Genomic DNA, 23,795 nt, shown 5'->3' with positions numbered 1-23,795 from the left:
CCGCCCCGGCGCCACCCGCGCCCCGGCCCACCCCGACGCCGACCCCCCGGCCCGACCCGAAGCCGAGGCCCACCCCGGCACCCAGGGCCCGACCGCACCCCTCCGTGACCCCGGTGAGCTACCCGGCGTACCACCCCAGGGCCACCCGTCACCCGGCGCCCGACGCCACCACACCGGTCACCTACGTCCTGCTGATCACCGTTCCCGCGATCGTCGCCGTCGCGGCGCTGCGCCCGCGCTGACGGGCCGGCCCCTCACTTCTGGAGGCACCTGTTGTCGGATTGGCTTGTTCTCGTCCTCGCGATGCTGGGGGCCTGTGCCGTGGTGGTCGTCATCACCCTCGTACGGCACAAGAGGGCTCCGGACGACGAGGACCCCAGCGAGACCCCCGACGTCATCGAGTACATGACGATGTGGATCGGCGTCGTGTACGCCATCGTCCTGGGCCTGGCCATCGCGGGCGTGTGGGAGGCGCGCAGCGCCGCCCAGGACCATGTGCAGGCCGAGGCCCAGGCGCTGCACGAGATCTCCGAGCGGGTGCGGGTGTATCCGCCGGATGTCCGTGACCGCATCCGGGGCGACGCCGACACCTACGTCCAGTACGTGGTGACCACCGAGTGGAAGGCGATGACCGAGCACGGGCACGTCACCGGGCGTGGCACCGAGCTGCTGGCCACGCTCCGCCACGACGTGACGGACTATCAGCCGAAGAACGATTTCGAGGCGCAGGCCTACCAGCCGCTGCTGGACCAGATGGCCGCCGCCGACCAGGCGCGCAACGCGCGCGCCGACTCGACCGGGGCGACGATGCCGGGCGTGGTGTGGTTCGGGCTGCTCGCCGGGGCGGTCATCACCGTCTGCATGGTCTTCGCGCTGCAGATCCGGCGCACCCGGCGCGAGTTGATCCTGGCCGGGTTCTTCTCCGCGACCATCGCCTTCATGCTGTTCCTCATCTGGGACTTCGACGCCCCCTACAGCAGAGGGATCGCGGCGAGCGCCGACCCGTTCCTGAACCTGTTCCCGCACGTCAAGGGTTGATCGCGGACAGGCCTTCGCCCCGGTTCCCAGGGGAATCGGGGCGAAGGCCTGTCCGCGTGCGAGGGTGCGCCGCGCTCCGGCGGGCGGGATCCGGGGCCGGTCAGATCCGCTTCTCGTCGCGGCGGCGCAGCCAGAACGCACCGCCTCCGATGACCGCCGAGGCCACCAGTCCGCCGCCGATCGCCATGTCGGTCGGCGTGGCCCCGCTGGTGACGCTGCCGCCGAGTCCGCCCTGGACGGCGCCGAGCACGGTGAAGGCGTTGGGGCGGGTCAGGGTGCGGCCGTTGCAGTTGACGGTGATGTCGTAGCGGCCGGGACGAGCGTCGCTGTCGATGATGGCGATGGCGCGCGAGGTGTCCTCGCGGATCTGCGTCAGCTGGGTGGTGCGGAAGGCGCGCGAGGACGCCGTACCACCGCGGCAGCCGTCCACGGTGATGGCGAGCCGGCCGCCGGCGGCGATCACCGTGGGCGAGGCGAGGATGTTTCGGGGGTTGCCGTCGCGCCGGCCCCCGAAGTCGTCCCCATGGCCGAAGTCGTCACCGCGACCGTTGTTGTCACCCCGTCCGTTGTTGCCTCGTTCGTTGTTGTTGCCCCGGCCGAAGTTGTCGCACCGGCCGTTGTTGTCGTTCCGCCCGTTGTTGTCGTTCCGCCCGTTGTTGTTCCCCTGGCAGAAGTTGCCGTTACCGTTTCCGAACCCGTTCCCGAGGCCGTTGCCCAACCCGTTTCCGATGTTGCCGTTGCCCGGGATGGTGATGACGGTGTCCGAGCCGCCTCCGCTGCCCATACCGTCCGCTACGGCCACGGGGGCGGCCGGGCCCAGCACGGCGACCGCTGCGCAGGCGGCCGCCAGGGCACGTTGGTTTCGCATGTGAACCTCCGCGGGAGGCACTCCGGGTCCCGTACCCGGACTATCGGCGAGAAGGCACCTCCCGACAGAACCCTCCGACGCCCGGAACACGCCCGCATGTCGAGAATGGTCCGTCCTGGTGATCGGACACACCACGGGAAAACCACACAATCGGATATTGCCGCAGGTCACAGACCGTCAGAAGAATCCTTTCGGCTGCAACTCGTATGGCGCTCCAACAGGGTGACGGACCACCCGTTCGCCCGTCGCACCGTCGCCCGCCGCTCGCGCGGGACTTAGCGTTTTCCCATGCGAATGTCTGCGTCCGAGCTGGCCGAGCTGGCCGAAGAGGAGGAGCGGCGGAGGAAGCGCGCCCCTTGGGGCGTGGTGGCGCTCGTTCTGCTGACCGGCCTGGCGCTCATTCGGAACGGTTCGGGAGAGTTCGACGTCGGGCCGCCGCAGCCCGCTTCGGCAGCGGCGGCGACGGCGGACGGCGGTGCCACCCCGAGCCCGTTCGCGAGCGGCCCCGCCGCCCTGCCGTTCGGCGCGGCCGACCGGATCCGGATCCCCTCGATCCACGTCGACGCGCCCGTCATGGCCGTCGGCCTGGACGCCCAGGGCTGGGTCGGCGCCCCGCCGCCGGAGAACCCCAACCTGGCGGGCTGGTTCACCGGTGCGGTCTCGCCCGGGGAGAAGGGCACCGCGATCATCGTCGGGCACGTCGACAACAAGCAGGGCCCCGCCGTGTTCTACGGACTCGGGGCCCTGGAGAAGGGAAGTCGCGTCGACATCCAGCGCAAGGACGGGAGGACCGCGGTGTTCCAGGTCTACGGAGTCGAGGTCTTCGCGAAGAACGACTTCCCGAGCGACCGGGTGTACGGCTCCAAGGGCACGGCGGAACTACGGGTGATCACCTGCGGCGGAGGCTTCTCGAAGCAGCACGGCTACGACGGGAACGTCGTCGTCTTCGCCCGCCTGGCCGCGGTCGAGTGAGCCACCGTCACCGGGCGGGCGAGGGCCCGGTCAGGACGGACGGCGGCGCGGCACGGTGAGGTGATAGCCGGAGTCGAGCAGATGGGGCAGATACTCGCGGATCGCGTGGACGCTCTGCGACCGGTCGCCCCCGGCGTCGTGGGAGAGCACCACGACACCGGGGGCGGCGCCGCTCTCGACCCGGTCGACGATGGTGCCGGTGCCGGGTGTCTCCCAGTCGGTGGTGTCGACGGTCCAGGCCATCGGCTCCATGCCCATGTCGGCGCCGAGTTGGAAGGCCGCGCGGTTCCAGGCGCCGTAGGGTGCGCGGAACCACTGGGGGCGCTCCCCGTAGGCGTCCTCGATGACGTCGCTGGTCCGCTCCATCTCGGAGCGGATCTCCCGGCGGTTGAGGGTGGTCAGCAGGGGGTGCGTATAGGTGTGGTTGCCGACGACGTGCCCCTCGTCGGCCATCCGGGCCAGCAGTTCCTTGTTGGCGACGGCCATCTCCCCGCACACGAAGAACATCGCCCGTACGCCGTACTCGGCGAGGGTGTCGAGGATGTGCGGGGTGTAGCGGGGGTCGGGTCCGTCGTCGAAGGTCAGCATCATGTGCCGGCCGCGTCCGGAGATCTGCAGGATGGGCTCCTGGCGCACCTTGAGCTTGCGTGGCTCGGCGCGCGGCGGGCCGTATCCGGTGAGCGGCTGGAGGCGGTAGGCGGACGGCTTGAGCGCCTGGAGTGCGGGTGCGCCGGCGACGGGTGCGGCGATGCGGGCCGCGTCCTCGTCGCCGTCCGCCATGACGATTCCGGCGGTGCCCGCGGCTCCGAGAGCGAAGACCGAGGCGAGAAGCATCCGACGCCGTGTGAACAACTGATCCTTCTGCATGACTCATCACTCGCCCCGCCAGGCTCTGGCGCACCACAGCGACACCGGTGCGGCGGCGGGAATGCACTCGGTCGGCGCAGCACGAAGGCCCTTGTGATCCGCCGTCCGGGTTTCTGATAATCGGTCAGTCCACAGGGAAGTGACCGGTGTTGCAGATGGGGGTCGAGCGGGGTTGGTCGCGCACGGGGGAACAAGTGGGGTACTGCGCAGACGGTCGGCGGTGGTGCTGCTGGCCGTCGCCCAGGTACTGGTCGTCTTCGACACGACGGCCTTCGCGGTGGCGCTGCCGTGGATCCAGTACCGGGCGCGGCTGTCCATCGAGGGGCTGACGTGGCTGCTCACCACGTACAGCGTGTGTTTCGCCGCGCTGCCGGTGCTCGCGGTGGCGCTCGGCGAGGCGTTCGGGCAGCGGCGGGTGCTGATGGGCGGTCTCGTGCTGTCCAGCCTCGCCGGTATGGCGTCCGCGGTGTCGCAGGACGCCGATGTGCTGCTGACCTCGCGGGCGGTGCAGGGTGTCGCCGCGGCGGCGATCACGGCCGGTGCGGTGGCGCTGATCGAGTCCACGCATCCCGAGGGCCGTGGCCGTGACCGGGCGCTGAGCGTGCACTTCGCGGTCGTCGCGGCTGCCGGACCCGCGGTGCTGCTGCCGTCAACGGTGCTGCTGGACACCGTGGAGTCGGGTGCGGCCATCTTCTGGGTCCAGGCCGTCGTCGGCGTACTGCTCCTGCTGTTGGTCCCGGTGGCGCTCACCGAGTCCGCCCCCAGCCCCGAGGCCCGGTCCCGGGTGGGTCACGCGGCGGCTGCCGTCGTCCCGCTGGGCTTCCTCGCCTGGTTCGCCGGCTGGCTCGGGGACCACAGCGTGTCCCCGACCACGGTCATCGCCGTCGCGGTGGCCGGTGCGCTGACACCGTCCTCGCTGAGCTGGCTCGGCCGGCGCGGGTCGGAGCCGTCCCTGTTCACCCGGCTGTACCGGGAGCGGGCCGCGTTCGGCGCGTACACCGTGGTGGCGCTGCTGGCGGCCTGTCTGGCCGGTGCCGCGCTGGTCCTCACGATGGCCCTTCAGCTCCTGGGCGGTCTCTCCCCCGAGTCGGTGGGCTGGGCCCTGTTGCCCGCCGTCGCCGGGCTGGTGCTGGGCTGTTCGACCCTGCCCGCGCTGGCGGCCCGCGCGGGTCTCGCCGCCACGGTGGCCGTGGCCTGCGGTGCGGCGGCGGCCGGGTTCGTCCTGCTGAGCCTGAGGGACGGCGCCTACCACTTCGCCGACGTACTGCTGCCGCTGCTGCTGATCGCCTACGGCTGCGGGGTGCTCGCCCTGCCGGTGAGCTTCGCGCGGTCCGGGAGCGGTGCGCTGCCCCGGGGACTGAACTCCTCCCGGCAGCTGGGCGCCGGCCTCGGCGCGTCCCTGTTCGTCGGGGTCATGACGGTCGCCGAGCATGGACCGTCCGCGTCACTCAGCGGTCGCAAGGCCTACGAGGCCGTCTTCACCCGCGCTTTCCGCGACTGCTTCGAACTCGGCGCGGCCCTGTGCCTGGCCGCCGCGGCGGTCGCGCTGCTGACCCTGCCCCGGCGGAGCCTGCGGGCCACCGCCCCGGATCCGGGTGCTAGCGACGGCGCACCAGCGGGAACGGCAGGGTCTCCCGGATCGTCAGGCCCGTGAGGAACATGACGAGCCGGTCGACGCCGATGCCGAGTCCGCCGGTCGGCGGCATCGCGTACTCGAGGGCTTCGAGGAAGTCCTCGTCCAGTTCCATGGCCTCGGGGTCGCCGCCGGCGGCCAGCAGGGACTGCGCGGTGAGCCGGCGCCGCTGTTCGACGGGGTCGGTCAGCTCGGAGTAGGCGGTGCCGAGTTCGGTGCCGAAGGCGACGAGGTCCCAGCGTTCGGCGAGCCGCGGGTCGGTGCGGTGCTGCCGGGTGAGCGGGGAGACCTCGGTCGGGAAGTCCTTGTAGAAGGTGGGCAGCTGGGTCCGTTCCTCGACCAGCCGCTCGTACATCTCCAGGACCACGTCACCGGGGCCGTCGTCGGCGGTGTACGGCACCCCGGCCCGGTCGCACAGCCGGTGCAGCCGGAGCAGTTCGGTGCCGGGGCCGATCTCCTCGTCCAGCACCTCGGAGAGCGCCCCGTGCACGGTCTTCACCGGCCACGGTCCCGAGATGTCGTACTCCCGGCCGTCCTTGCGGGCGACCGGGGAACCGAAGGCGGCGGTGGCGGCGCCCTGGATCAGCTCGCGGGTCAGGTCGAGCATCACGTCGTAGTCGGCGTGCGCCTGGTAGGCCTCCAGCATCGTGAACTCGGGGTTGTGCTTGTAGGAGACGCCCTCGTTGCGGAAGGTGCGGCCCAGCTCGAAGACCTTCTCCAGGCCGCCGACGCACAGCCGCTTCAGATACAGCTCGGGGGCGATGCGCAGGTACAGGTCGAGGTCGTAGGCGTTGATGTGGGTGGTGAAGGGCCGGGCGTGGGCGCCGCCGTGGATCTGCTGCAGCATCGGGGTCTCGACCTCCACGAAACCGCGGTCCAGCAGGCCCTGGCGCACGGCCTGTACGGCGGTGGAGCGGGCGCGGATCACCCGGCGGGCGTCAGGGCTGGTGACCAGGTCGAGGTAGCGGCGGCGGACCTTGGTCTCCGGGTCGGCGAGCCCGCGGCGTTTGTCGGGCAGCGGGTGCAGGCACTTTCCGGTCAGCTGCCAGGAGGCGACGAAGACGGTGGGCTCGCCCTTGTCGCTGCGGCCCGCGCGGCCGGTGGCGGTGATGTGGTCGCCGATGTCGGTGTCGGCGCGGAAGCGGTCGAGGGCGGCTCCGGAACGGTCGCGGGTGAGGGCGAGCTGGTGGTCCCCGGACCAGTCGCGCAGCATCACGAAGACGATGCCGCCGAAGTCGCGGACCAGCATGACGCGGCCGGCCACGGTGACGTCCTGGCCCTGCGGGACGTCGGCGAGGGCGTGGGTGGGGGCGGGCACCCCGACCGGGTACGGGTCGGTGCCGGTGGCGCGCAGGCGGTCGAGGGTGCGGTGCCGGACGCGGACCTGGTCGGGCAGGCCCGCGTCCGGGGCGGCGGACCCGGACTCGCCCCCTCCTTCGAGACCGAGCGCCGTCAGCGGCGGCAGGCCCTCGGTGGTGGCGGGCTGCTGCCCCGTCCTCGGGTGCCCCTTGCCCCAGAGCTTGCGCAGGGACGGTACGGAGACGAATCCCTCGGCGATGCCGGAGGCGAGGCCGATCCGGGCGAGGGAGGCGGTCTCGCCGTAGCAGATGAAGCGCGGGTACCACTCCGGCTGGTACTTGGCGTTGGAGCGGTAGAGGGCCTCCAGCTGCCACCAGCGGGAGAAGAAGAGCAGCAGCCGGCGCCAGAGCCGGAGGACGGGTCCGGCGCCGATGCGGGCGCCCTCCTCGAAGACGGACCGGAAGACGGCGAAGTTCAGCGAGATCCTGCGCACGCCCAGTTTCGGGGCGGCCCCGCACAGTTCGGCGACCATGAACTCCATGACCCCGTTGGGGGCGGTGCGGTCACGGCGCATCAGGTCCAGGGAGACGCCGTCGCGGCCCCAGGGCACGAGGGAGAGCAGCGCGAGGAGCCGGCCGTCGTCGCTGAGGGCCTCCACGAGGAGGCAGTCGCCGTCGGCGGGGTCGCCCAGCCGGTCCAGGGCCATGGAGAAGCCGCGTTCGGTCTCGGTGTCCCGCCAGGCGTCGGCCTTGTCGACGATCTCCTCCATCTCGTGGTCGGTGAGGGAGGCGTGGCGGCGGATGCGGCAGGTGGCGCCGGTGCGGCGGACACGGTGCACGGCCTGGCGGGTGACGCGCATGTCCCGGCCGTCCAGGTCGAATCCGGGCATGTGCAGGATGGCCTCGTCGCCGAGCTGGAGGGCGCCGAGTCCGGCGCGGGCGTAGGCGCGGGCGCCGTCCTCGGAGGCACCCATCACCGCGGGCGCCCAGGCGTATCGGCGGGCCACCTTCAGCCAGGCCTCGATGGCGTGCGGCCAGGCCTCCGGGTCGCCGACGGGGTCGCCGCTGGCGAGGCACACGCCGGCCTCGACGCGGTAGGTGACGGCGGCCTTGCCGCTGGAGGAGAAGACGACGGCCTTGTCGCGGCGGGTGGCGAAGTAGCCGAGCGAGTCCCGGTCGCCGTAGGCCCTGAGCAGGGCGCGGATGCGGGCCTCCTCGTCGTCGTGCAGGGCCGCTTCCAGGCGCTGTGAGCGGAACAGCGCGGCGGCCGCGTTCAGCAGGGCGAGCGCGCCGAACAGGCCGAGCAGGAAGGTGACCTTGCGGGGCGGGCGGCCGGCGAAGACGCTGTTGGACGCCAGCCCGAAGCACACCCGGTCGGCCGCCCAGGCCAGGTGCTGGCCCTCCGGGAGGGTGCCCGGGAACAGCGAGACCAGCCCCCAGCCGGCCAGGATCGCCACGGCGAGCCCGGCCAGCAGCACGCCGAGGGCCCGCCACACGGCACCGCGGCGGGAGGCGGCGTAGAACTCCTTGCGGGCCGTCACCAGCAGGAGCAGCAGCAGGCCGCACAGCACGAGGGACGGCACCGACTCGGTGTACTGGCCGAGGGCCACGCCGAGGATGTCGCTGACGACGACCAGGCCCAGATAGACGACGACCAGCCACCAGGCGACCTTCTTGCGGGCGCCGGTGGCGGCGGCCAGCAGGAACAGGAAGACCGCGTAGGCGAGGTTGGCGCTGATGGGGACCAGGAGCAGGTCGAGGGTGTGCACGACCGGGCGCAGCAGGAGGCGCAGCGGAGCGAAGACCGCGATCAGGGCGCACAGCAGGCCGAGCGCGGCGAAGAAGGCCGCGAAGGCCTCGGGCACCCAGCCGAGGCGTCCGGCGGCGGGCGGGCGTACCGGGCCTGTGGCATCCCTCCGAGCGGCCGGCCCGGCGGTGGCTGTCATGGTTCCGACTCTAGGAAGGGCCCGGGCTGCTCGCCCGTCGAGCGGGCCCGGACGTCGCAGGAAGCGCCGGTTCCGATAACCTCGGGATGTGACGGAGCAGCACGAAGAGCACGCGCACCAGTTCGAGCGGGGCACGGACGGCCCCAAGGTCATCGTGGTCGGACTGGACGGCTCCGACTCCTCGATGCGGGCCGCCGCCTACGCGGGTGGTCTGGCCCGGCGCCAGAATGCGCTGCTGGTCGCCGTGTACGTGCAGCCGGTGCTCGCGGCCGGGGCGGCGCTCGGGGCGCCGGTGGCGGAGACGACCGACGCGATCGCCGAGGACCTGATCGCGCAGATCCGGGAGGCGACGGAGCGGGTCAAGGGGGTGTTCGACCTGCGCTGGGAGTTCCGCACCTTCCGCGGCGACGCCTACAACGGCCTGGTGAAGGCGGCGGACGAGCTGAAGGCGGACGCGGTGGTCGTGGGCGCCTCCGAGCAGGCCGGGCACCGGATCATCGGCTCGGTGGCGGTACGGCTGGTGAAGGCGGGGCGCTGGCCGGTGACGGTCGTTCCGTAGCGCGGGGCGGCGAGGGTACGGGCCACCCGGCCGGCCGGGGTCCGTTCGAGGCGCTCGGCGGCGAAGACCGGGCTGATCCGGAAGACACCCCGGAGCCCGCCGCCCCCGTGCGTGGCGTCTTCCGTACGAGAGCGGGCTGAGCCATCATGATCCGCCGTCAGCCGTTTGCCGTCGGCGAAGAGGTGAGGCGTATGGCCAAGCTCCGTATGGGTGAAGGAATTCTCCGCCGCAAACCCATCGAGCACATCGAGGACACCGAAGTCGGCGAGGGCCCCCGGCTTGACAAGTCGCTCGGCCTGTGGCAGCTCACCGCCATCGGCATCGGCGGCATCATCGGCGCGGGCATCTTCACGCTGGCCGGCACGGTGGCCCACGAGACGGCCGGGCCCGCGGTGCTGGTGTCGTTCCTCATCGCCGGTCTGGCGAGCGCCTGCGCGGCGCTGTCGTACGCCGAGTTCGCGGGGCTGATCCCGAAGGCGGGGTCGGCGTACACGTACGGCTACGCGGTGCTCGGCGAGTTCGCGGGCTGGTTCATCGGCTGGGACCTGCTGCTGGAGTACACGGCGATCGTGGCCGTCGTCGCCATCGGCATCTCCGGATACTTCGGCTTCCTGGTCGAGGAGATGGGCGCGAACCTGCCCGCCTGGATGCTGGGCGCGCCCGGCACCGGACACGGGCACCGGGTCGACCTGTTCGCGGCCGCGCTGTGTCTGCTGATCGCCTGGCTGCTCACCATGGGCATCCGCACCGCGGCCCGCTTCGAGACGTTCGTGGTCGCACTGAAGGTGCTGGTGGTGCTCCTGGTGATCGGGGTGGGCGTGTTCCACATCAACAGCGCGAACTACCACCCGTTCTTCCCGTTCGGCCTCAGCGGGGCGTTCACCGGTGCCGCGACCGTGTTCTTCGCGGTGTTCGGCTACGACGCCATGTCGACCGCGGCCGAGGAGTCGAAGGACGCGCAGCGGCACATGCCGAAGGCGATCATCTACTCCTTGGCGATCTCGATGGTGCTGTACGTGGCGGCCTGCCTGGTGCTGACCGGCATGCAGCACTACACGGAGATCGACCCGGAGAGCGGCTTCTCGTCGGCGTTCAAGTCGGTGGGGCTGAACAAGCTCGCGGACGTGATCGCGGTGGGCGCGATCATCGGCATCCTCACGGTGATGTTCACCTTCATGCTGGGCGTGACCCGGGTGTGGTTCAGCATGAGCCGGGACGGGCTGCTGCCGATCTGGTTCGCCAAGACGCACCCGACGCGGCACGTGCCGACCCGGGTGACCTGGATCGTCGGGGCGGCCTCGGCCGTCATCGCCGGGTTCCTGCCGATCGGCGAGGCGGCCGAGCTGACCAACATCGGCATCCTGCTGGCGTTCGTGGTGGTGTGCGCGGCGGTGATCGTGCTGCGCTACCGGCAGCCGGAGCTGCCGCGCACCTTCCGGACCCCGTGGATGCCGTTCGTGCCCGCGCTGGGTGTCGTCTTCTCGATCTGGCTGATCACGTTCCTGCAGTGGCAGACCTGGGTGCGGTTCGTGGTGTGGTTCGTGATCGGCTGCGTGGTCTACTTCGGCTACTCCTACCGCCGTTCCGCGCTGGCCCGGCCGCGGTCCGCCGAGTGATCACTCCCCCATGACGAGGCCGTCGTCGGCGGCCCCACGGCTGAGGACGACCTCCCTGATCCGGTCGCGCACCCCCTCCAGCTCGGCGCCGTCGGAGATCGCCTGGTTGAGGTCGCGGACCCGACCGGAGTCGAGGTCGTACATCTGCGGGATGTACTCGGCCTTGGTGACCTGCCAGCGGGCGCCGGGACGGACGGGCGGGGCGAAGGTGAAGCGGCCGAGGGTGGAGTCGTTGCCGCGCGAGTCCTGCACACCCTTGTCGTTGTACATCTCGCCGGCGATCTGGTCGCCCAGACCGTAGATCACCCAGGTGCCGTTGACCTTCTCGTAGGCCTGCGGGACATGGGCGTGGGTGCCGAGGATGAGGTCGATGTCCGGGCGGCCGTTCGTCTTCGAGGCGGTCAGCTGCTGGGCGAGGGTGAGCTGCAGCCGGTCGGGGGCGTCCTGCCACTCGGTGCCCCAGTGCACGGAGACGACGACCACGTCGGCGCCCGCCTGCCGGGCGGCGCGGGCGTCGGCGATCATCCGGTCCCGGTCGATCAGGTCGACGGCCCAGGGCTGTCCGGTCGGCAGCGGGATGTCGTTGGTACCGAAGGCGTACGACAGGTGCGCGACCCGGGCCCCGCCCGCCTGGAGCATCGTGACCGAGCGGGCCTCGTCCTGGGTGCGGGCGGTTCCGGCGTGCCTGAGGCCGGCCCGGTCCATGGCGTCCAGGGTGCGCCGGATGCCGGCCGCGCCGTCGTCCAGGGCGTGGTCGGACGCGGTGGAGCAGCCGTCGTAGCCGGTCGCGGCGAGGCCCTGGGCGATCTGCGGCGGGGACTTGAAGACGGGGTAGCCGCTGTAGTCGCCGTCGGCGCCGTACACGGTCTCCATGTGGCACAGGGCCAGATCGGCACGGCTGACGACGGGCTCGACGCCGAAGAGCATCGGGCGGAAGTCGTAGCCGTTGCCGTCGGCGTCGTAGCCCGCCCGCTCGATGACGGAGCTGTGCGGCAGCACGTCGCCGGAGGCGACGAGGGTGAAGGCGCGGGCGGCGGACGGTGCCGGGCGGCCCGTGCCCGCGGACTCGTGCCGCACCTGGTTCTGACAGGCGGCAGCGGCGGCGAGGAGGCCGGTCAGGGCCAGCGCCACCTGCTTCCTGCGTCCGATCATCAGCTCACCCCGGGATCGTCGTATCTACAGACGTCGTATTTACAGACAAGGTTTTTACGTGCATATGGGTATGAATCAGACCCCCCGCGCAAACAGTCCGGGCGCCCGAATTAGCCCATCCGGCGCCGACCCGCGCGCTCCCGGACCACCGCTCGCCCTACCGTTCGCCGACACGATCGACCGTCTGTCGCAGAGCCGGGTGCGCCCCCTGTCGCCCGTCGGCGCCCTGCGCTGCCATACGGCCATGACGGCCGGAACCTCACTCACCCACCGGACGACGACCGCCGAGCACGAGCTGGCCGCGCTCCAGCGCGAGCACGGCGGCCCCCTGTTCGCACTGCTGCTCAGGCTCAGCGACGGGGACCGGCAGCGCGCCGAGGACCTCGTGCAGGAGACCCTGGTGCGTGCCTGGCAGCACCCCGAGGCCCTGCACGCCGACGACTTCGACTCCGTGCGGCCCTGGCTGCTGACCGTCGCCCGGCGGCTCGCGATCGACGCGCGGCGGGCCCGGCAGGCGCGGCCGCCCGAGGTCGGCGACGAGGTGCCCGAGAACGCGCGGGTGACCGCCGACCATGCCGAGCGGGCCGCCGAGATGCTCGATGTCCGGGAGGCTGTGAAGACACTCACGCCGGAACACCGTGACGTGCTGATACTCGTGTACTTCCGCGGGGCCAGTGTGGCGGAAGCGGCGCAGACCCTGGGCATCCCACCCGGTACCGTGAAATCCCGCGCGTACTACGCGCTGCGCGCCCTGCGCCGGGTCCTTCCGGGTTACGCGACCGACCTGCGCTGAAACCGAGGGCAGAGCAAAGCCTTTGTAAAGCGCCTTGCTGTGACCCCCGTTCGGGCAATCAGCTGTCCTCATCCGTGTTCCGGACGGGGGCTGCCCGTAGTGGGTCCAGGGTTTCGGGCGACACGCACGCACCGGAGGAAGGCAGGAAGGGATGCTGCACAGAGGGCACGAGAGCACGGACGGCACCGGCGGCGGTGAACTGGCCGTTCCCATGGCCTGGTTGTACGCCGAGTACATCGCCGACGAGCTGCTGCGCACCGGCGACCTGATGCCGCCGACGTCCTTCGAGTTCCGGGCCGGCCGGGACGCGCTGGCGCTGACCGTCTTCCTCTCCGACACCGACGGCGAGCTGTCCGGGATCCGGGTGATCTCGCAGCTGGAGACCTGGCTGTCGCTGACGGCGTACGACCAGCCGTGGCAGGAGTGGGTGCGCGCGCGGATGGCCGAGCTGGCCGGCGAGGAGGCCGGGGCCGGCACACCGTCGCCGGACCTGGCGCTGGCGGCCGAGGCCTGGCGCTGGCTGGAGGAGACCGAGCTGCTCGCGCCCGACCTGGACGCGGTGCCGGGCGGCGGCGCGGTGTTCGGCGAGGACGAGGGGCCGAAGGTGTGGACCCCGGCCTGGCGGCTCGGACTGCCCCTCGGACATCTGGCCATCCACCTTTTCTGAGCCTTCTCGAAATCGCACCAATCCGCGGGCCGGGCGGCTCCGAATCTCTTGGTCACGATTCGGTGTGCGGCTTGAGTGATTCGGTTGTCCGCTGCGTACGGGTGGGAGCAAGGAGTAACCCCACCCACACCCATAGGCACGAGGATTCGGCATGAGGTCCCTGGAAAGGCATCGCGACGTCGGCGCGTACGCGCTCGGCGTGCTGGACGAGGCGGAGGCCTTCCGCTTCGAGGACCACCTCATGGAGTGCCCTCAGTGCGCGGCACAGGTGACCGAATTCGGTCCCACGGCACGGCAGTTGATGCTGTACCGCCGCTCCACGCCGCGCTTCGTGCACCCCATGGCCCAGCCCGGCCCCCGACTGCTGGACCGGCTGACGGGCGAACTGGCACACCGGCACCGGGCACGGCGCCGCCGCTTCCTGTACGGCCTGGCCGCCTCGGTGGTGCTGGCCGTGGCCGGACCGGGGCTCATGGTCTACGCCGGACACGATCAGCCCGACGCGCAGGTCACCGCGGCGACCGACCCGGGCACCGGGGTGTGGGCACAGGTCACCACCGAGGACGGGTACTCCGGCAGCCGGATGCGGCTGGAGGTGAAGGACGCCTCCGGGCCGCACTCCTGCCGGCTCGTCGTCATCGGCCGCGACGGCTCGGAACAGGTCGTCAGCGGCTGGACCGTGGCCGGCCACGACACCGGGACGACCACGACCATGGCGGGCTCCACCATGCATCCGGACGAGATCGCCCGCTACGAGGTGCGCACCGCGGACGGCCGGCGGCTGGTGTCGGTCGACGCCGACTGAACGCCTCGTTGAAGCGGCAATCACGTTGCGCGGCAACGGACTTGCCACCTCACGGGCATGGGCGGAGACTGAAAACGAGGACGTGGAGCCACCGACAGTCCGCTCTGCGCCGCCCCTAGGAGTTCGAACGAAGGGGCTGAGCCGGTGGAGAACGAAGTGCTGATCCGCCTGTCCGAAGAGGGGGCGGAAGTCGAGCGCGTGGAGCAGCTGACCGGCTATCTGCGCCAGGAACTGCTCTCGGCCGGCGTGGTGGACGATGTCCGTGCGGTCCCCGCGGGAGAGACGCCACCCGGCGCACGAGGCGTGGAGGTCGCCCTGGTCGGCTCCCTCCTGCTGGGCCTGGGCAAATCCCTCACCGGGCTGAGCCAAGTGGTGAATGTGCTCCGCGACTGGCTGGGCCGGTTCGGGGGCACCCGCCCGTCGCTGACACTGACGCTGGACGGGGACACCCTGGAGATCTCGGCGGCGACGGACGAGCAGGTGGCCGAGGCGGTGAAGATCTTCCTCGAGAAGCACTCCGCAGTGGGGACCTAGACATGGGCGAGTCCCGGCATGCGCTGATCATCGCCAACGACGCGTACGAGGATCAGGGCCTCAAGACGCTGAGAGCGCCTGGGCACGATGCCGAAGCCCTCTCCGAAGTCCTGGGCGATCCGCAGATCGGCGACTTCGATGTGGAAGTCGTCAGGAACGCGTCAGCCCAGGACATGCGGACGAGCATCGAAGCCTTCTTCTCCGACCGCCGCCGTGACGACAAGCTGGTGCTGCACTTCTCCTGCCACGGGATCAAGAACGAGTCCGGCGATCTGTACTTCGCGGCCCGCGACACCCAGCCCAGGCTGCTCAACGCCACAGCGGTCCCAGCCCAGTTCGTCTACGGGTGCATGTCCGGTACGCGGGCGGGCTGCACCGCGCTGTTCCTCGACTGCTGCTACGGAGGAGCCTTCTCCCGCGGGGCCTCCGTGCGCGCCTCACCGGACATGCACGTCCTCGACGCCTTCACGGGCGAGAAGCCGAGCGGAGGGCGCGGCTGGGCCGTCATCACGGCGTCGAACTCCATGGAGTACGCCTTCGAGGACGCCAAGCTCACCGAGGGCAGCACCGCGAAACCGTCCGTGTTCACCCACGCGGTGGTGGAGGGCCTGGAAACCGGTGACGCCGACCTCAAGGGACGCGGCGAGGTCTGGCTGGACGACCTGTACGAGTATGTCTTCGACCGCGTGAAGGAGCGGAACCCGAATCAGACCCCGAGCAAGACCACCCAGATGCAGGGCAGCATGCAGCTGGCGCACAGCCGGCACCGCCGTATCCGGGTCGAGGCCGAGCCCCTGCCGCGTCGTGTGCAGGAGGCGCTTCGGAGCAGAAACGAATTCACTCGCCTCGGCGCCGTCGACGAGGTGAGATCCCGTATGGAGAGCCAGAACCTCTCCATGGCGGAAGGGGCACGCCAGGCTCTGGAGACCGTGGCCCGCGACGACACCCAGCAGGTGGCGGACAAGGCGCGCCGCGCCTTGAGCGATGCCTGCCTCAAACCCTCCCCGGCCCGCCTGGACTTCGGCCGGGTGCCCCGGGGCACCGCCGCGCCGCGGCAGTCCGTGTCCCTGCACGGCACGCCCCTGGCCCGCCACTGCGTGGCCCACGCCACGTGCAAGTGGCTGCAGGTAGAGGAGTCCGCCGAAGGCCTGACCGTCGGTGTCGACACGTCCGTCGAGGGGCGTCTGACCGGCGACATCGCGCTGAAAGGGGTCGCCGACGACGCTGTGGTTCAGGTCGAGGCCGAGGTGGTGCCGCCACCGCCCGAGAAGCCGCCCGACAAGAGCCCCACGGGCAGCGAGGGGAAAGAGCCGGGCCTCACGCACCGGCGCGAGTCCAGACTCCTGCTGGCCCCCGCACTGGCGGCGGCAGCCCTGGCCCTCGCCGTCACCTCGGTGATCACCGCGGTCGTAGCAATCGTGGGGACGTGGCATGCCGAGGAAGGCCTCAGGGTGGGACCGGAAGAGACTTTCGCGACGTCCGCCCATCACCACGGAGTGATCACAGCCCTCATCACCGCCCTGATCACCGCGACGACGGCGCTCGTCCTCGGTGCGTTCGCCCGGCGCGATCTCAGCGCGCGGCGCAAGCGCTACACCCCGGGGGCGAAGAGTGCCACGCGTTCCATGACCTCGGCGGCGAAGCGCTGTGCGATACCGGTCTTCGTCCTGACCGTGCTCATGAGCATCGCCTACAACATCGTCACCCAGTACAAGTGAACGCGCCAACTACTTCAGCAGCCGCGACATCCTCCGGTCCGCCAGCGGCTTCCCGCCCGTCTGGCAGGTCGGGCAGTACTGGAGCGAGGAGTCGCTGAAGGAGACCTCGCGGATGGTGTCGCCGCAGACCGGGCAGGGCTCGCCGGTGCGGCCGTGGACGCGCAGGCCGGTCTTCTTCTCCGCCTTCAGGCGTCCCGCGGCAAGGCCCCGGGAGCGTTCGACCGCCTCGGTGAGGGTGGTGCGCAGGGCCGCGTAGAGCCGTTCGGTCTCCTCCGCGGTCAGGGACGCGACGAGTTTGAACGGGGACATCTTCGCCGCGTGCAGGATCTCGTCACTGTACGCGTTGCCGACCCCGGCGATCAGGCCCTGGTCGCGCAGGGCTCCCTTGATCTGGCGCCGCTCGTCCTTCAGCAGGGCGGCGAAGCGGTCCTCGTCGAAGTCGGCGGCGAGCGGGTCCGGGCCGAGGCGGGCCACGCCGGGCACGTCCCGCGGGTCGTGGACGATGTACACGGCGAGCTTCTTCTGGGTGCCGGCCTCGGTGAGGTCGAAGCCCGCGCCGGTCTCCAGGGCGGCCCGCAGGGCGAGGGGGCCCTTTCCGGGCCGCGGCAGGCCGTCCGGGAGCCGGTCCTTCCACTGCAGCCAGCCCGCGCGGGCCAGATGGGTGACGAAGTGCAGACCGGTGCCGCCCTCGATGTCGAGGAACTTCCCGTGCCGGTGCACGGCGACGACCTCGCTGCCCTCGAACGCGCCGACCGGAGGGTCGTACGTCTTCAGGACGCTGATCGCGACGGGCAGCACCCGTACGACGTCATGGCCGACCAGGTTCTCGGTCAGGAAGTCCTTGAGGGCTTCCACCTCGGGGAGTTCCGGCATAGGTCCAGAGTGCCATCCGGGGCCCCTGTGGTCAGGTGTGCTCGTACACCAGGAACTCGCACCACACGCACTTGCCGCCGCCGCGCGCCTCCACTCCCCACACGTCGGCGAGCCGGTCGACGAGAAGCAGTCCGCGCCCGGAGACTCCGTCCTCCCCGGCGTCGCGGCGGCGCGGCAGGGCGCTGGAGGAGTCCTCGACCTCGACGCGCAGCCGGCGGCCGCTGCCTTCGAGGACCCGCAGGGTGACGATCGCGGAGCCCTCGGTGTGGATCAGGGCGTTGGTGACGAGTTCGTCGGCGACCAGTTCGACCTCGTCGGCCCGGTCCCCGGCGCCCCAGGAGCGGACCGCGGCACGGATCAGGTGCCGGGCGTGGGTGAGGGCCTCGGGGTCGCCGGGGGCCACGTGCTGCTGGAGCCGGCCGCCGGGCCGCGGGGCCTCCGGGACGCGGCGGCGCAGCAGGAGCAGGGCCACGTCGTCGTCGCCGCCCCGCTCCTCGGCCACCTCGATCAGCCGGGCGGCGAGGTCGCGCACGTCGTCCGGGCCCTTGGCGACGAGGGTCGTCAGGGCCTCCAGTCCGTCGTCGAGGTCGCATCCCGGCTGTTCGACCAGCCCGTCGGTGCACAGCAGCAGGGTGTGGCCGGGGTCGAGTTCGAGGGTGGAGACGGGGTACTCGAGCCGGCCGAACTCGGCGGAGAGGCCGAGCGGCAGCCCGCCCTCGACCGGAACCCGGTGGCAGCTGCCGTCGGCGTGCCGGACCAGCGGGTCGATATGGCCGGCCCGGACCACCTGGACGACCCCGGTGGACAGGTCGGCCTCCGCGTACAGGCAGGTGGCGAAGCGGTCGGTGTCGAGTTCGTGCAGGAACACGGAGGCGCGGGCCATCACGGTGGCCGGGGTGTGCCCCTCGGCGGCGTAGGCGCGCAGCACGATCCGCAGCTGGCCCATCACGGCCGCCGCGTGCGTGTCGTGGCCCTGTACGTCGCCGATGACCGCGCCGACCCGGCCGCCGGGCAACGGGATCAGGTCGTACCAGTCGCCGCCGATGTCCCGGCCGAGGGTGCCCCCGACGGTGGCGGCGCGGTAGCGGACGGCGACGTCGGCGCCGCGCACGCTCGGGATGGTGCGGGGCAGCATCGCCTGCTGGAGGCCCTGCGCGAGGTCCTTCTCCTGCTCGTAGAGCATGGCCCGCTGCAGGCTCTGGGCGATGCTGCTGCCGAGGGCGACCAGCACGTTGCGCTCCTCCGCCGAGAAGCCGCTGCGGTCGTCGTAGAGCAGGCCCATCGCGCCGATCGGGCGGGCCTGGGCGATCAGCGGCAGATAGGCGGCGGAGGTGATGTGCATGTCCGTGATGTGCGGCCACAGGATGGGAAAGCGCTCGGCGAACTCCCCCGGGGACTCGATGAAGCACGGGCTGAGGGTCCGTACCGCCTCGCCCATCGGGTAGGGCTCGTCGATCCGGGTGATGCGGGTGCCGGGCACGTAGGTGCCCGCGGGGCCCTCGGCGACCAGCCGGATGCGGCCGGCCTCGACCAGGCCGAGGACCAGGCTGGTGGAGCCGAGGAGGGTCAGGCCCTGGGCGTCCGTGACGACGTCGATGACGTCCTGGACGGTGCGGGCGTGGGCGAGGGCGGCCGTGGCGATCTGGACGACGTTGGTCTGGTCGCGCCGGGCGGCGGCCTGGGCGGCCGCGTCCTTGCGGACCGCGCGTTCGCTCAGTTCCTCGGTGGCGTCCCGGACGATCCCGATGATCCGGCGCGGGCGGCCGGTCTCGTCGCGTCGTATGTAGCCCTGGGTGTGGGTCCAGCGCAGGGTGCCGTCGCGGCGCTTCACGCGGAAGTACGCGCCGTAGTTCTCCCGGCCGTCCTTGATGGCCTGGGCGACCAGGAGGTCGATGCGGTGGCCCTCCGCGGCGGGCACCCGTACGGACAGGCTCTCGGGGTGGCCGTCGTACTCGTCGGGGCGCAGGTCGAAGATCGCGTGCGCCTGGGCGTCCATGCTGAAAAGACCGGTGTCCAGGTCCCAGTCGAAGCTGCCCATGCGGTTGAGCGCCAGGATCGGATCCGGGTGGGCGGGCCAGTCCTCCGGGAGTGACAGGGCACTCGCTGCCCGATCAGCCATGGGGCCACCTTGCCAGGGTTTGTCGGATTCTTCGACTGCTGGGTTCCGACTGCGCCGGTTACGCAGGTGAAGGGGCGCGGTACCTGGAGTGACGGGTACCGCTGGGGCACCATCGTCGCTGCGGCCACAATGGAGGCAGGAGCACAGCGCCGTGGACTGGTTCACCGCACCCGACTACTGGCTGAGCCGGCTGGTCTTCCAGCGGGCCCTGGCCGGTCTGTACCTCGTCGCGTTCCTGACGGCAGCCCTGCAGTTCCGGGCCCTGCTGGGCGAGCGTGGCATGCTGCCGATCCCCCGGTACACGGCCCGGATCCCCTTCAGACGGGCGCCGAGCCTGTTCCAGCTGCACTACTCGGACCGCTTCTTCGCGGCCTGCGCCTGGGCGGGCTGCGCGGTGTCGGCGGCGCTGCTGGCCGGCGCGGACTCGCTGCTGCCGCTGTGGAGCGGCATCCTGCTGTGGCTGGTGCCGTGGGCGCTGTACCTGTCGATCGTCAACGTGGGTCAGACCTGGTACGCGTTCGGCTGGGAGTCGCTGCTGCTGGAGGTCGGCTTCCTGGCCGCCTTCCTCGGCAACGACGAGGTCGCGCCGCCGATCGTCGTGCTGTTCCTGCTGCGCTGGATCCTGTTCCGGGTCGAGTTCGGGGCGGGTCTGATCAAGATGCGCGGGGACGCCTGCTGGCGGAAGCTGACCTGCCTCTACTACCACCACGAGACCCAGCCGATGCCCGGCCCGCTGAGCTGGTTCTTCCACCACCTCCCCCAGCCGCTGCACCGGGTGGAGGTGGCCGCGAACCACTTCACCCAACTGGTCGTGCCGGTCCTGCTGTTCACCCCCCAGCCGGTCGCCTCGGCCGCCGCCGCCCTGATGATCGTCACCCAGCTGTGGCTGGTGCTGTCGGGCAACTTCTCCTGGCTGAACTGGATCACCATCGTGCTGGCGCTCTCCGCGCTGCGGTTCCCGACGACGGCGCCCTCCGTGCCGTCGGCGCCGCTCTGGTACGAGGTCCTGGTGCTCGCGGTCGCCGCGCTGCTGCTCTGCCTGAGCTATCACCCGGTGACGAACATGATCTCCCGGCGCCAGGTCATGAACCGCTCCTTCGACCCGCTGCACCTGGTGAACACCTACGGCGCGTTCGGCAGCGTCAGCCGGATCCGCCACGAGGTGGTGGTCGAGGGCACGCTGGACGACCTGCCGCGGGAGGACTCGGAGTGGCGGGAGTACGAGTTCAAGGGCAAGCCCGGCGATCCCCGGCACTGGCCACGCCAGTTCGCGCCCTACCATCTGCGCCTGGACTGGCTGATGTGGTTCGCCGCGCTGTCCCCCGCCTACGCCGGCGAATGGTTCGGCGGCCTGGTGGAACGCCTCCTGGAGAACGACCGCGCCACCCTGAAGCTGCTCCGCCGCTCCCCCTTCCCACCGGACACCCCGCCCCGCTACATCCGCGCCCGCCTCTTCCACTACCGCTACACCACCTGGCGGGAGCTGCGGGAGACGGGGGCGTGCTGGGAGCGGGTGTACGTGCGGGAGTGGCTGCCGCCGACGCGGCTGGCGTATGCGGCCGACAGGATGTGAGCGGCTACCGGGACGCCGTGCTCGCCGGCGGGTTGCCCTGAGGTGTCTGGGGCGGCTGCACGAGGTTCGTCACGAAGGGCTGCAAGCCCGCGAGGAGCAGTGCCGCCACGCCGGTGGCGAGGGCGGCGGTCACCGATGAGAACCAGGCCGCGAGCGAGCCGAGGTTGTGCACGTCGGCGAGGCGTGCCCAGTGGAATCGGTGCCGGGCGAGGGTGTCGCTGTCCGCGAGCAGGCCGAGGCTGAGGCAGAACGCGAGGAGCTGGACGACGGAGAGAATCCCGCCGGGCCACACGGATCCGTGGTGCGGCACCAGTACGGCGTCCAGCACGGTCGGCGCGGCGGCCGCCGCGGCCAGCCGCAGCGCCTTGGCCAGGCCGCTCTCCCCTGCCACCAGCGGGAAGAAGTACCCGAACAGCAGGCCCAGGCCTGCCCAGCGCAGGGTGGCGGGCAGCAGCGCTCCAGCGGCGGACAGCAGGGGATAGAACTCGTGCGGCGGCAGGTGCGCGGTGCCCGCGAGGTCGAGGGCCGTCCACGGCAGCCCGATGAGCAGGCCCCAGCGGGCGCCCCAGAGTCCTCGCTGCCAGGGGCGCCGGCTGGTGAGACCGCCGAGGGCACGCTGACGGGTGGTCGCGGATCCCGACGGGGTGCCCTCGCGGTCGCGGGCGGCGGCGAGTTCCAGCCGTCGTACGGCCAGTTGCTGTGTGACGAGGCTGCCGCCGTCCTCCGCCGTCTTCTCGCGCAGAGCCCGGCCGGTGGCGGACAGCTGCCGGCGAGCGGCACCGGCCATCACCGTGCGCGCCAGGGATCCGCGCCGCTCGGCGGAGTTCTGGGACAGCACCGCCGCGGCCGGGGCGACCTGGTCGCGCGGGAGCAGGAACAGCGCGCCGAGCAGCGCGGCGAGCAGGGACCACACGCTGAGCCCGCGGTAGAAGGAGTAGCTGCCGGAGAGCACGATCAGCGTCGCGGCGATGCCCAGTGAACGCAGGCCCCGCAGCCCGTCCTCCGTGACCACCGGTGAGCGGCCGAGCCTGCGCAGGGTGAGGACGGCCGCCCCGGCCAGGAAGCAGGCGAGCAGCCCGTCGGCTTCCTGGGCCAGCGTGATGACCTGATCCCAGCCCGGATAGCTGTCACCCAGCCGGTGCCACGGCACGGACAGGGCCACGGCCACCGGAGCCGGCCACGCGAGGGTGCCCCGGCCGATGGGCCGGCCGGTCACGGCCCGGTGGCCGAGGGCCGTCAGGGACAGCAGGCCCGTGGCCCCGGTGACGAGCAACGGCACCCAGCGCAGCGCCCAGGGCAGGTATCCGTAGTAGTCGTAGACGACCGCCAGGCCGGTCAGGACGAGCGCGGCGGCGAGGGCCGCGCCCAGGGACGGTGGCGCGGAGCCGTCGTCGTGGCGGAGTGTCCGCAGCAGCAGGTGGGCGGTCCAGGCGAGCGCCGTCAGCAGCAGGAAGGCACCGCCGTAGAGAGCCAGGGCGGCGAGGAGGACGTCATGCGTGGGCGGGGTGAGGGAGGGCCCGGCCGCGGCGAGCAGGACGGCTGCGGCGCACAGCGCCGCGACGGCCACCAGCCCCCAGCCATGGCCGAGGACCCGTCCGTTGCCGCCGCCCGCCGGCCGTGCCCGTCCGGCTCGGCGCACCGCCGTGGGCAGCAGCGTCAGCGTCGCGGCGGCGAGCAGGATGCACGCGCCGCTCAGGCCGATGCTCCCGGCCGGCTGCCAGGGCACCCAGCGCGAGACGACCCGGCCGAACGCGTCGTCACCTGCGAGGGCGTTGTTCAGGGCGTAGTCGTTGGCTGCGAACGCCGCCGCCGCGGACACACTGACATGGATGGCGAGGACCAGGCCCACGAGACGGACGTATCGCGTCCACGCGGGCCGGGCGCCCAGGCCGTCGCCGAACGCCCCGGTGCGGGCGGCGAGCCAGAGCAGCAGCCAGGGTGCCGAGCCGAGCAGCAGCACAGCCCAGTTGCCGCCGCGCTCCAGCACGGCACGCCCGATCGCTCCCACGCGCCGCAGCCAGGTGGGGGGCGCCGGGTTCTCCTCGACGGAATACTCCGAGGCCCGCTCGGCAGAGCCCAGAGTGACGGTCCAGGCGCCTGCGGCGACCGGCAGCCGGGCCGTCACCTTCGCCGTGTCGATCCGAGCCCCCGCGGGCAGGTGGGAAGCGACGACCACGCGATCCTCGGCGGTCAGCGTGAGCGACGTCGCGAAGGGGGCGGGCCGCAGCGACAGTTGCACCGAGGGCGCCGACCGCAGGCTGGAGCGAAGGTCCGAGGGCACGCGTGCCGAGGTGGTGACGACGACGTGGTCGCGGTCCTTGCCGGGACTCAAGGTGGGTACGTCCCATATCGGATACACGTCGCCGAATCTCACCTCGCCCACCACGGCGTTGCCGAAGTCCTCGGGGCGGTGCACGGCGTGTCCCGCGCGGACCGCGTCGGCCACGGCACTGTGGGTGGGCAAGGACAGGCGGACCTCGGCCCGGGGCAGCCGGTCACGCTCCTCCATGGTGAGGTCGAGGGACACCGCGTCGGGTGGGGCGAGGCTGCGGTCCTCCAGCGCCTCGGTCCACACGCAGAAGTCGTCGCGCGGATGTTCCGCGATCCATCTGCCGACCGGCTCGCCGCACGGCCCTGACCGGAGCGTCGGCGAGGCCATCTGCACCACGTCGAGGGCCAGCGCCGCAATCACGGCCAGCAGCAGAAGTCCGACGAGCGCGCTCCCCCTGCGCACCGCCGACCGTACAACGCACCCCACCGTCAC

At 71.7% G+C, this 23,795-nt stretch carries 17 protein-coding genes and 2 pseudogenes; 12 read left to right on the top strand and 7 right to left on the bottom strand.

Annotation, left to right across the window (positions count from 1 at the left end; translation table 11 throughout):
- Positions 1-242 (top strand): annotated as a pseudogene (locus BEK98_RS49660) (hypothetical protein); the annotation flags it as partial.
- Positions 243-273: 31 nt separating this feature from the next.
- Positions 274-1,038, top strand: a complete 765-nt coding sequence (locus tag BEK98_RS39765; RefSeq protein WP_094221652.1) for a bestrophin-like domain — start codon at positions 274-276, stop codon at positions 1,036-1,038.
- 100 nt (positions 1,039-1,138) lie between these two features.
- On the opposite strand, the pseudogene BEK98_RS50380 reads toward BEK98_RS39765, so the two are convergent.
- A pseudogene (locus BEK98_RS50380) lies at positions 1,139-1,546 on the bottom strand (hypothetical protein); the annotation flags it as partial.
- Positions 1,547-2,200: 654 nt separating this feature from the next.
- On the opposite strand from BEK98_RS50380, the gene BEK98_RS39755 reads away from it, so the two are divergent.
- Positions 2,201-2,878, top strand: a complete 678-nt coding sequence (locus BEK98_RS39755; protein ID WP_094221650.1) for a class F sortase — start codon at positions 2,201-2,203, stop codon at positions 2,876-2,878.
- Between the two features lie 30 nt (positions 2,879-2,908).
- Here BEK98_RS39755 and BEK98_RS39750 read toward each other — a convergent pair whose 3' ends face one another.
- Complete coding sequence (locus tag BEK98_RS39750) at positions 2,909-3,745, bottom strand: polysaccharide deacetylase family protein (protein ID WP_094221649.1); 837 nt, start codon at positions 3,743-3,745, stop codon at positions 2,909-2,911.
- Positions 3,746-3,968: 223 nt separating this feature from the next.
- Here BEK98_RS39750 and BEK98_RS39745 point away from each other — a divergent pair, with 223 nt between their 5' ends.
- Entirely contained in the window at positions 3,969-5,399 is a 1,431-nt protein-coding gene (locus BEK98_RS39745) for an MFS transporter (protein WP_167444364.1), read from the top strand.
- Here the strand turns inward: BEK98_RS39745 and lysX are convergent.
- A complete protein-coding gene (gene lysX, locus BEK98_RS39740; RefSeq protein WP_094221647.1) occupies positions 5,344-8,622 on the bottom strand; it encodes a bifunctional lysylphosphatidylglycerol synthetase/lysine--tRNA ligase LysX in 3,279 nt (1,092 codons plus the stop codon). The two genes, BEK98_RS39745 and lysX, sit on opposite strands and share 56 nt — an antisense overlap.
- A gap of 88 nt (positions 8,623-8,710) precedes the next feature.
- Here lysX and BEK98_RS39735 point away from each other — a divergent pair, with 88 nt between their 5' ends.
- Both BEK98_RS39735 and BEK98_RS39730 read left to right on the top strand, forming a co-directional pair.
- Complete coding sequence (locus BEK98_RS39735) at positions 8,711-9,181, top strand: universal stress protein (RefSeq protein ID WP_094221646.1); 471 nt, start codon at positions 8,711-8,713, stop codon at positions 9,179-9,181.
- Positions 9,182-9,372: 191 nt separating this feature from the next.
- The gene (locus tag BEK98_RS39730) at positions 9,373-10,797 is read left to right on the top strand and encodes an amino acid permease (RefSeq protein WP_094221645.1); all 1,425 of its coding nucleotides are present in this window, start codon (positions 9,373-9,375) and stop codon (positions 10,795-10,797) included.
- Here BEK98_RS39730 and BEK98_RS39725 read toward each other — a convergent pair whose 3' ends face one another.
- Positions 10,798-11,949 (bottom strand): CapA family protein, encoded by a 1,152-nt coding sequence (locus BEK98_RS39725; RefSeq protein WP_094221644.1) that lies wholly within the window; start codon positions 11,947-11,949, stop codon positions 10,798-10,800. It abuts the gene before it with no gap.
- Positions 11,950-12,193: 244 nt separating this feature from the next.
- Here BEK98_RS39725 and BEK98_RS39720 point away from each other — a divergent pair, with 244 nt between their 5' ends.
- From BEK98_RS39720 to BEK98_RS39700, 5 genes are all read left to right on the top strand, one after another.
- Positions 12,194-12,742 (top strand): sigma-70 family RNA polymerase sigma factor, encoded by a 549-nt coding sequence (locus BEK98_RS39720; RefSeq protein WP_094221658.1) that lies wholly within the window; start codon positions 12,194-12,196, stop codon positions 12,740-12,742.
- 151 nt (positions 12,743-12,893) lie between these two features.
- Positions 12,894-13,409 (top strand): hypothetical protein, encoded by a 516-nt coding sequence (locus tag BEK98_RS39715; protein WP_094221643.1) that lies wholly within the window; start codon positions 12,894-12,896, stop codon positions 13,407-13,409.
- A 151-nt stretch (positions 13,410-13,560) separates the two neighbouring features.
- Positions 13,561-14,214: a zf-HC2 domain-containing protein gene (locus BEK98_RS39710; RefSeq protein ID WP_094221642.1), complete on the top strand. Its 654-nt coding sequence runs from the start codon at positions 13,561-13,563 to the stop codon at positions 14,212-14,214.
- Between the two features lie 144 nt (positions 14,215-14,358).
- Positions 14,359-14,748, top strand: a complete 390-nt coding sequence (locus BEK98_RS39705) for a hypothetical protein (protein ID WP_094221641.1) — start codon at positions 14,359-14,361, stop codon at positions 14,746-14,748.
- 2 nt (positions 14,749-14,750) lie between these two features.
- Positions 14,751-16,466 (top strand): caspase family protein, encoded by a 1,716-nt coding sequence (locus BEK98_RS39700; RefSeq protein WP_094221640.1) that lies wholly within the window; start codon positions 14,751-14,753, stop codon positions 16,464-16,466.
- 9 nt (positions 16,467-16,475) lie between these two features.
- Here BEK98_RS39700 and BEK98_RS39695 read toward each other — a convergent pair whose 3' ends face one another.
- Both BEK98_RS39695 and BEK98_RS39690 read right to left on the bottom strand, forming a co-directional pair.
- Positions 16,476-17,339, bottom strand: coding sequence for an Fpg/Nei family DNA glycosylase (locus BEK98_RS39695; RefSeq protein WP_094221639.1), 864 nt, complete (start codon positions 17,337-17,339; stop codon positions 16,476-16,478).
- A gap of 31 nt (positions 17,340-17,370) precedes the next feature.
- Positions 17,371-19,458 carry a SpoIIE family protein phosphatase gene (locus BEK98_RS39690; RefSeq protein WP_094221638.1) on the bottom strand — a complete coding sequence of 696 codons (2,088 nt, stop codon included), beginning with the start codon at positions 19,456-19,458 and terminating at the stop codon, positions 17,371-17,373.
- A gap of 151 nt (positions 19,459-19,609) precedes the next feature.
- On the opposite strand from BEK98_RS39690, the gene BEK98_RS39685 reads away from it, so the two are divergent.
- A complete protein-coding gene (locus BEK98_RS39685; RefSeq protein WP_094221637.1) occupies positions 19,610-21,031 on the top strand; it encodes a lipase maturation factor family protein in 1,422 nt (473 codons plus the stop codon).
- A 4-nt stretch (positions 21,032-21,035) separates the two neighbouring features.
- On the opposite strand, the gene BEK98_RS39680 is transcribed toward BEK98_RS39685, so the two are convergent.
- Positions 21,036-23,765, bottom strand: coding sequence for a hypothetical protein (locus tag BEK98_RS39680; RefSeq protein ID WP_094221636.1), 2,730 nt, complete (start codon positions 23,763-23,765; stop codon positions 21,036-21,038).
- Between the last annotated feature and the right edge of the window lie 30 nt (positions 23,766-23,795).

This window comes from Streptomyces diastatochromogenes (assembly GCF_002242805.1).
Classification (GTDB): domain Bacteria; phylum Actinomycetota; class Actinomycetes; order Streptomycetales; family Streptomycetaceae; genus Streptomyces; species Streptomyces diastatochromogenes.
Note: the sequence above shows the minus strand (reverse complement) of the source record. Positions and strands in the feature narration are given on the sequence as shown.

Bases quoted from the DNA above. Each gene is read 5' to 3' on its own strand.
- BEK98_RS39715 (WP_094221643.1), top strand. From the start codon at position 12,894: ATGCTGCACAGAGGGCACGAGAGCACGGACGGCACCGGCGGCGGTGAA.
- BEK98_RS39700 (WP_094221640.1), top strand. From the start codon at position 14,751: ATGGGCGAGTCCCGGCATGCGCTGATCATCGCCAACGACGCGTACGAG.
- BEK98_RS39690 (WP_094221638.1), bottom strand. From the start codon at position 19,458: ATGGCTGATCGGGCAGCGAGTGCCCTGTCACTCCCGGAGGACTGGCCC.
- BEK98_RS39750 (WP_094221649.1), bottom strand. From the start codon at position 3,745: ATGCAGAAGGATCAGTTGTTCACACGGCGTCGGATGCTTCTCGCCTCG.
- lysX (WP_094221647.1), bottom strand. From the start codon at position 8,622: ATGACAGCCACCGCCGGGCCGGCCGCTCGGAGGGATGCCACAGGCCCG.
- BEK98_RS39725 (WP_094221644.1), bottom strand. From the start codon at position 11,949: ATGATCGGACGCAGGAAGCAGGTGGCGCTGGCCCTGACCGGCCTCCTC.
- BEK98_RS39710 (WP_094221642.1), top strand. From the start codon at position 13,561: ATGAGGTCCCTGGAAAGGCATCGCGACGTCGGCGCGTACGCGCTCGGC.
- BEK98_RS39720 (WP_094221658.1), top strand. From the start codon at position 12,194: ATGACGGCCGGAACCTCACTCACCCACCGGACGACGACCGCCGAGCAC.
- BEK98_RS39730 (WP_094221645.1), top strand. From the start codon at position 9,373: ATGGCCAAGCTCCGTATGGGTGAAGGAATTCTCCGCCGCAAACCCATC.
- BEK98_RS39695 (WP_094221639.1), bottom strand. From the start codon at position 17,339: ATGCCGGAACTCCCCGAGGTGGAAGCCCTCAAGGACTTCCTGACCGAG.
- BEK98_RS39755 (WP_094221650.1), top strand. From the start codon at position 2,201: ATGTCTGCGTCCGAGCTGGCCGAGCTGGCCGAAGAGGAGGAGCGGCGG.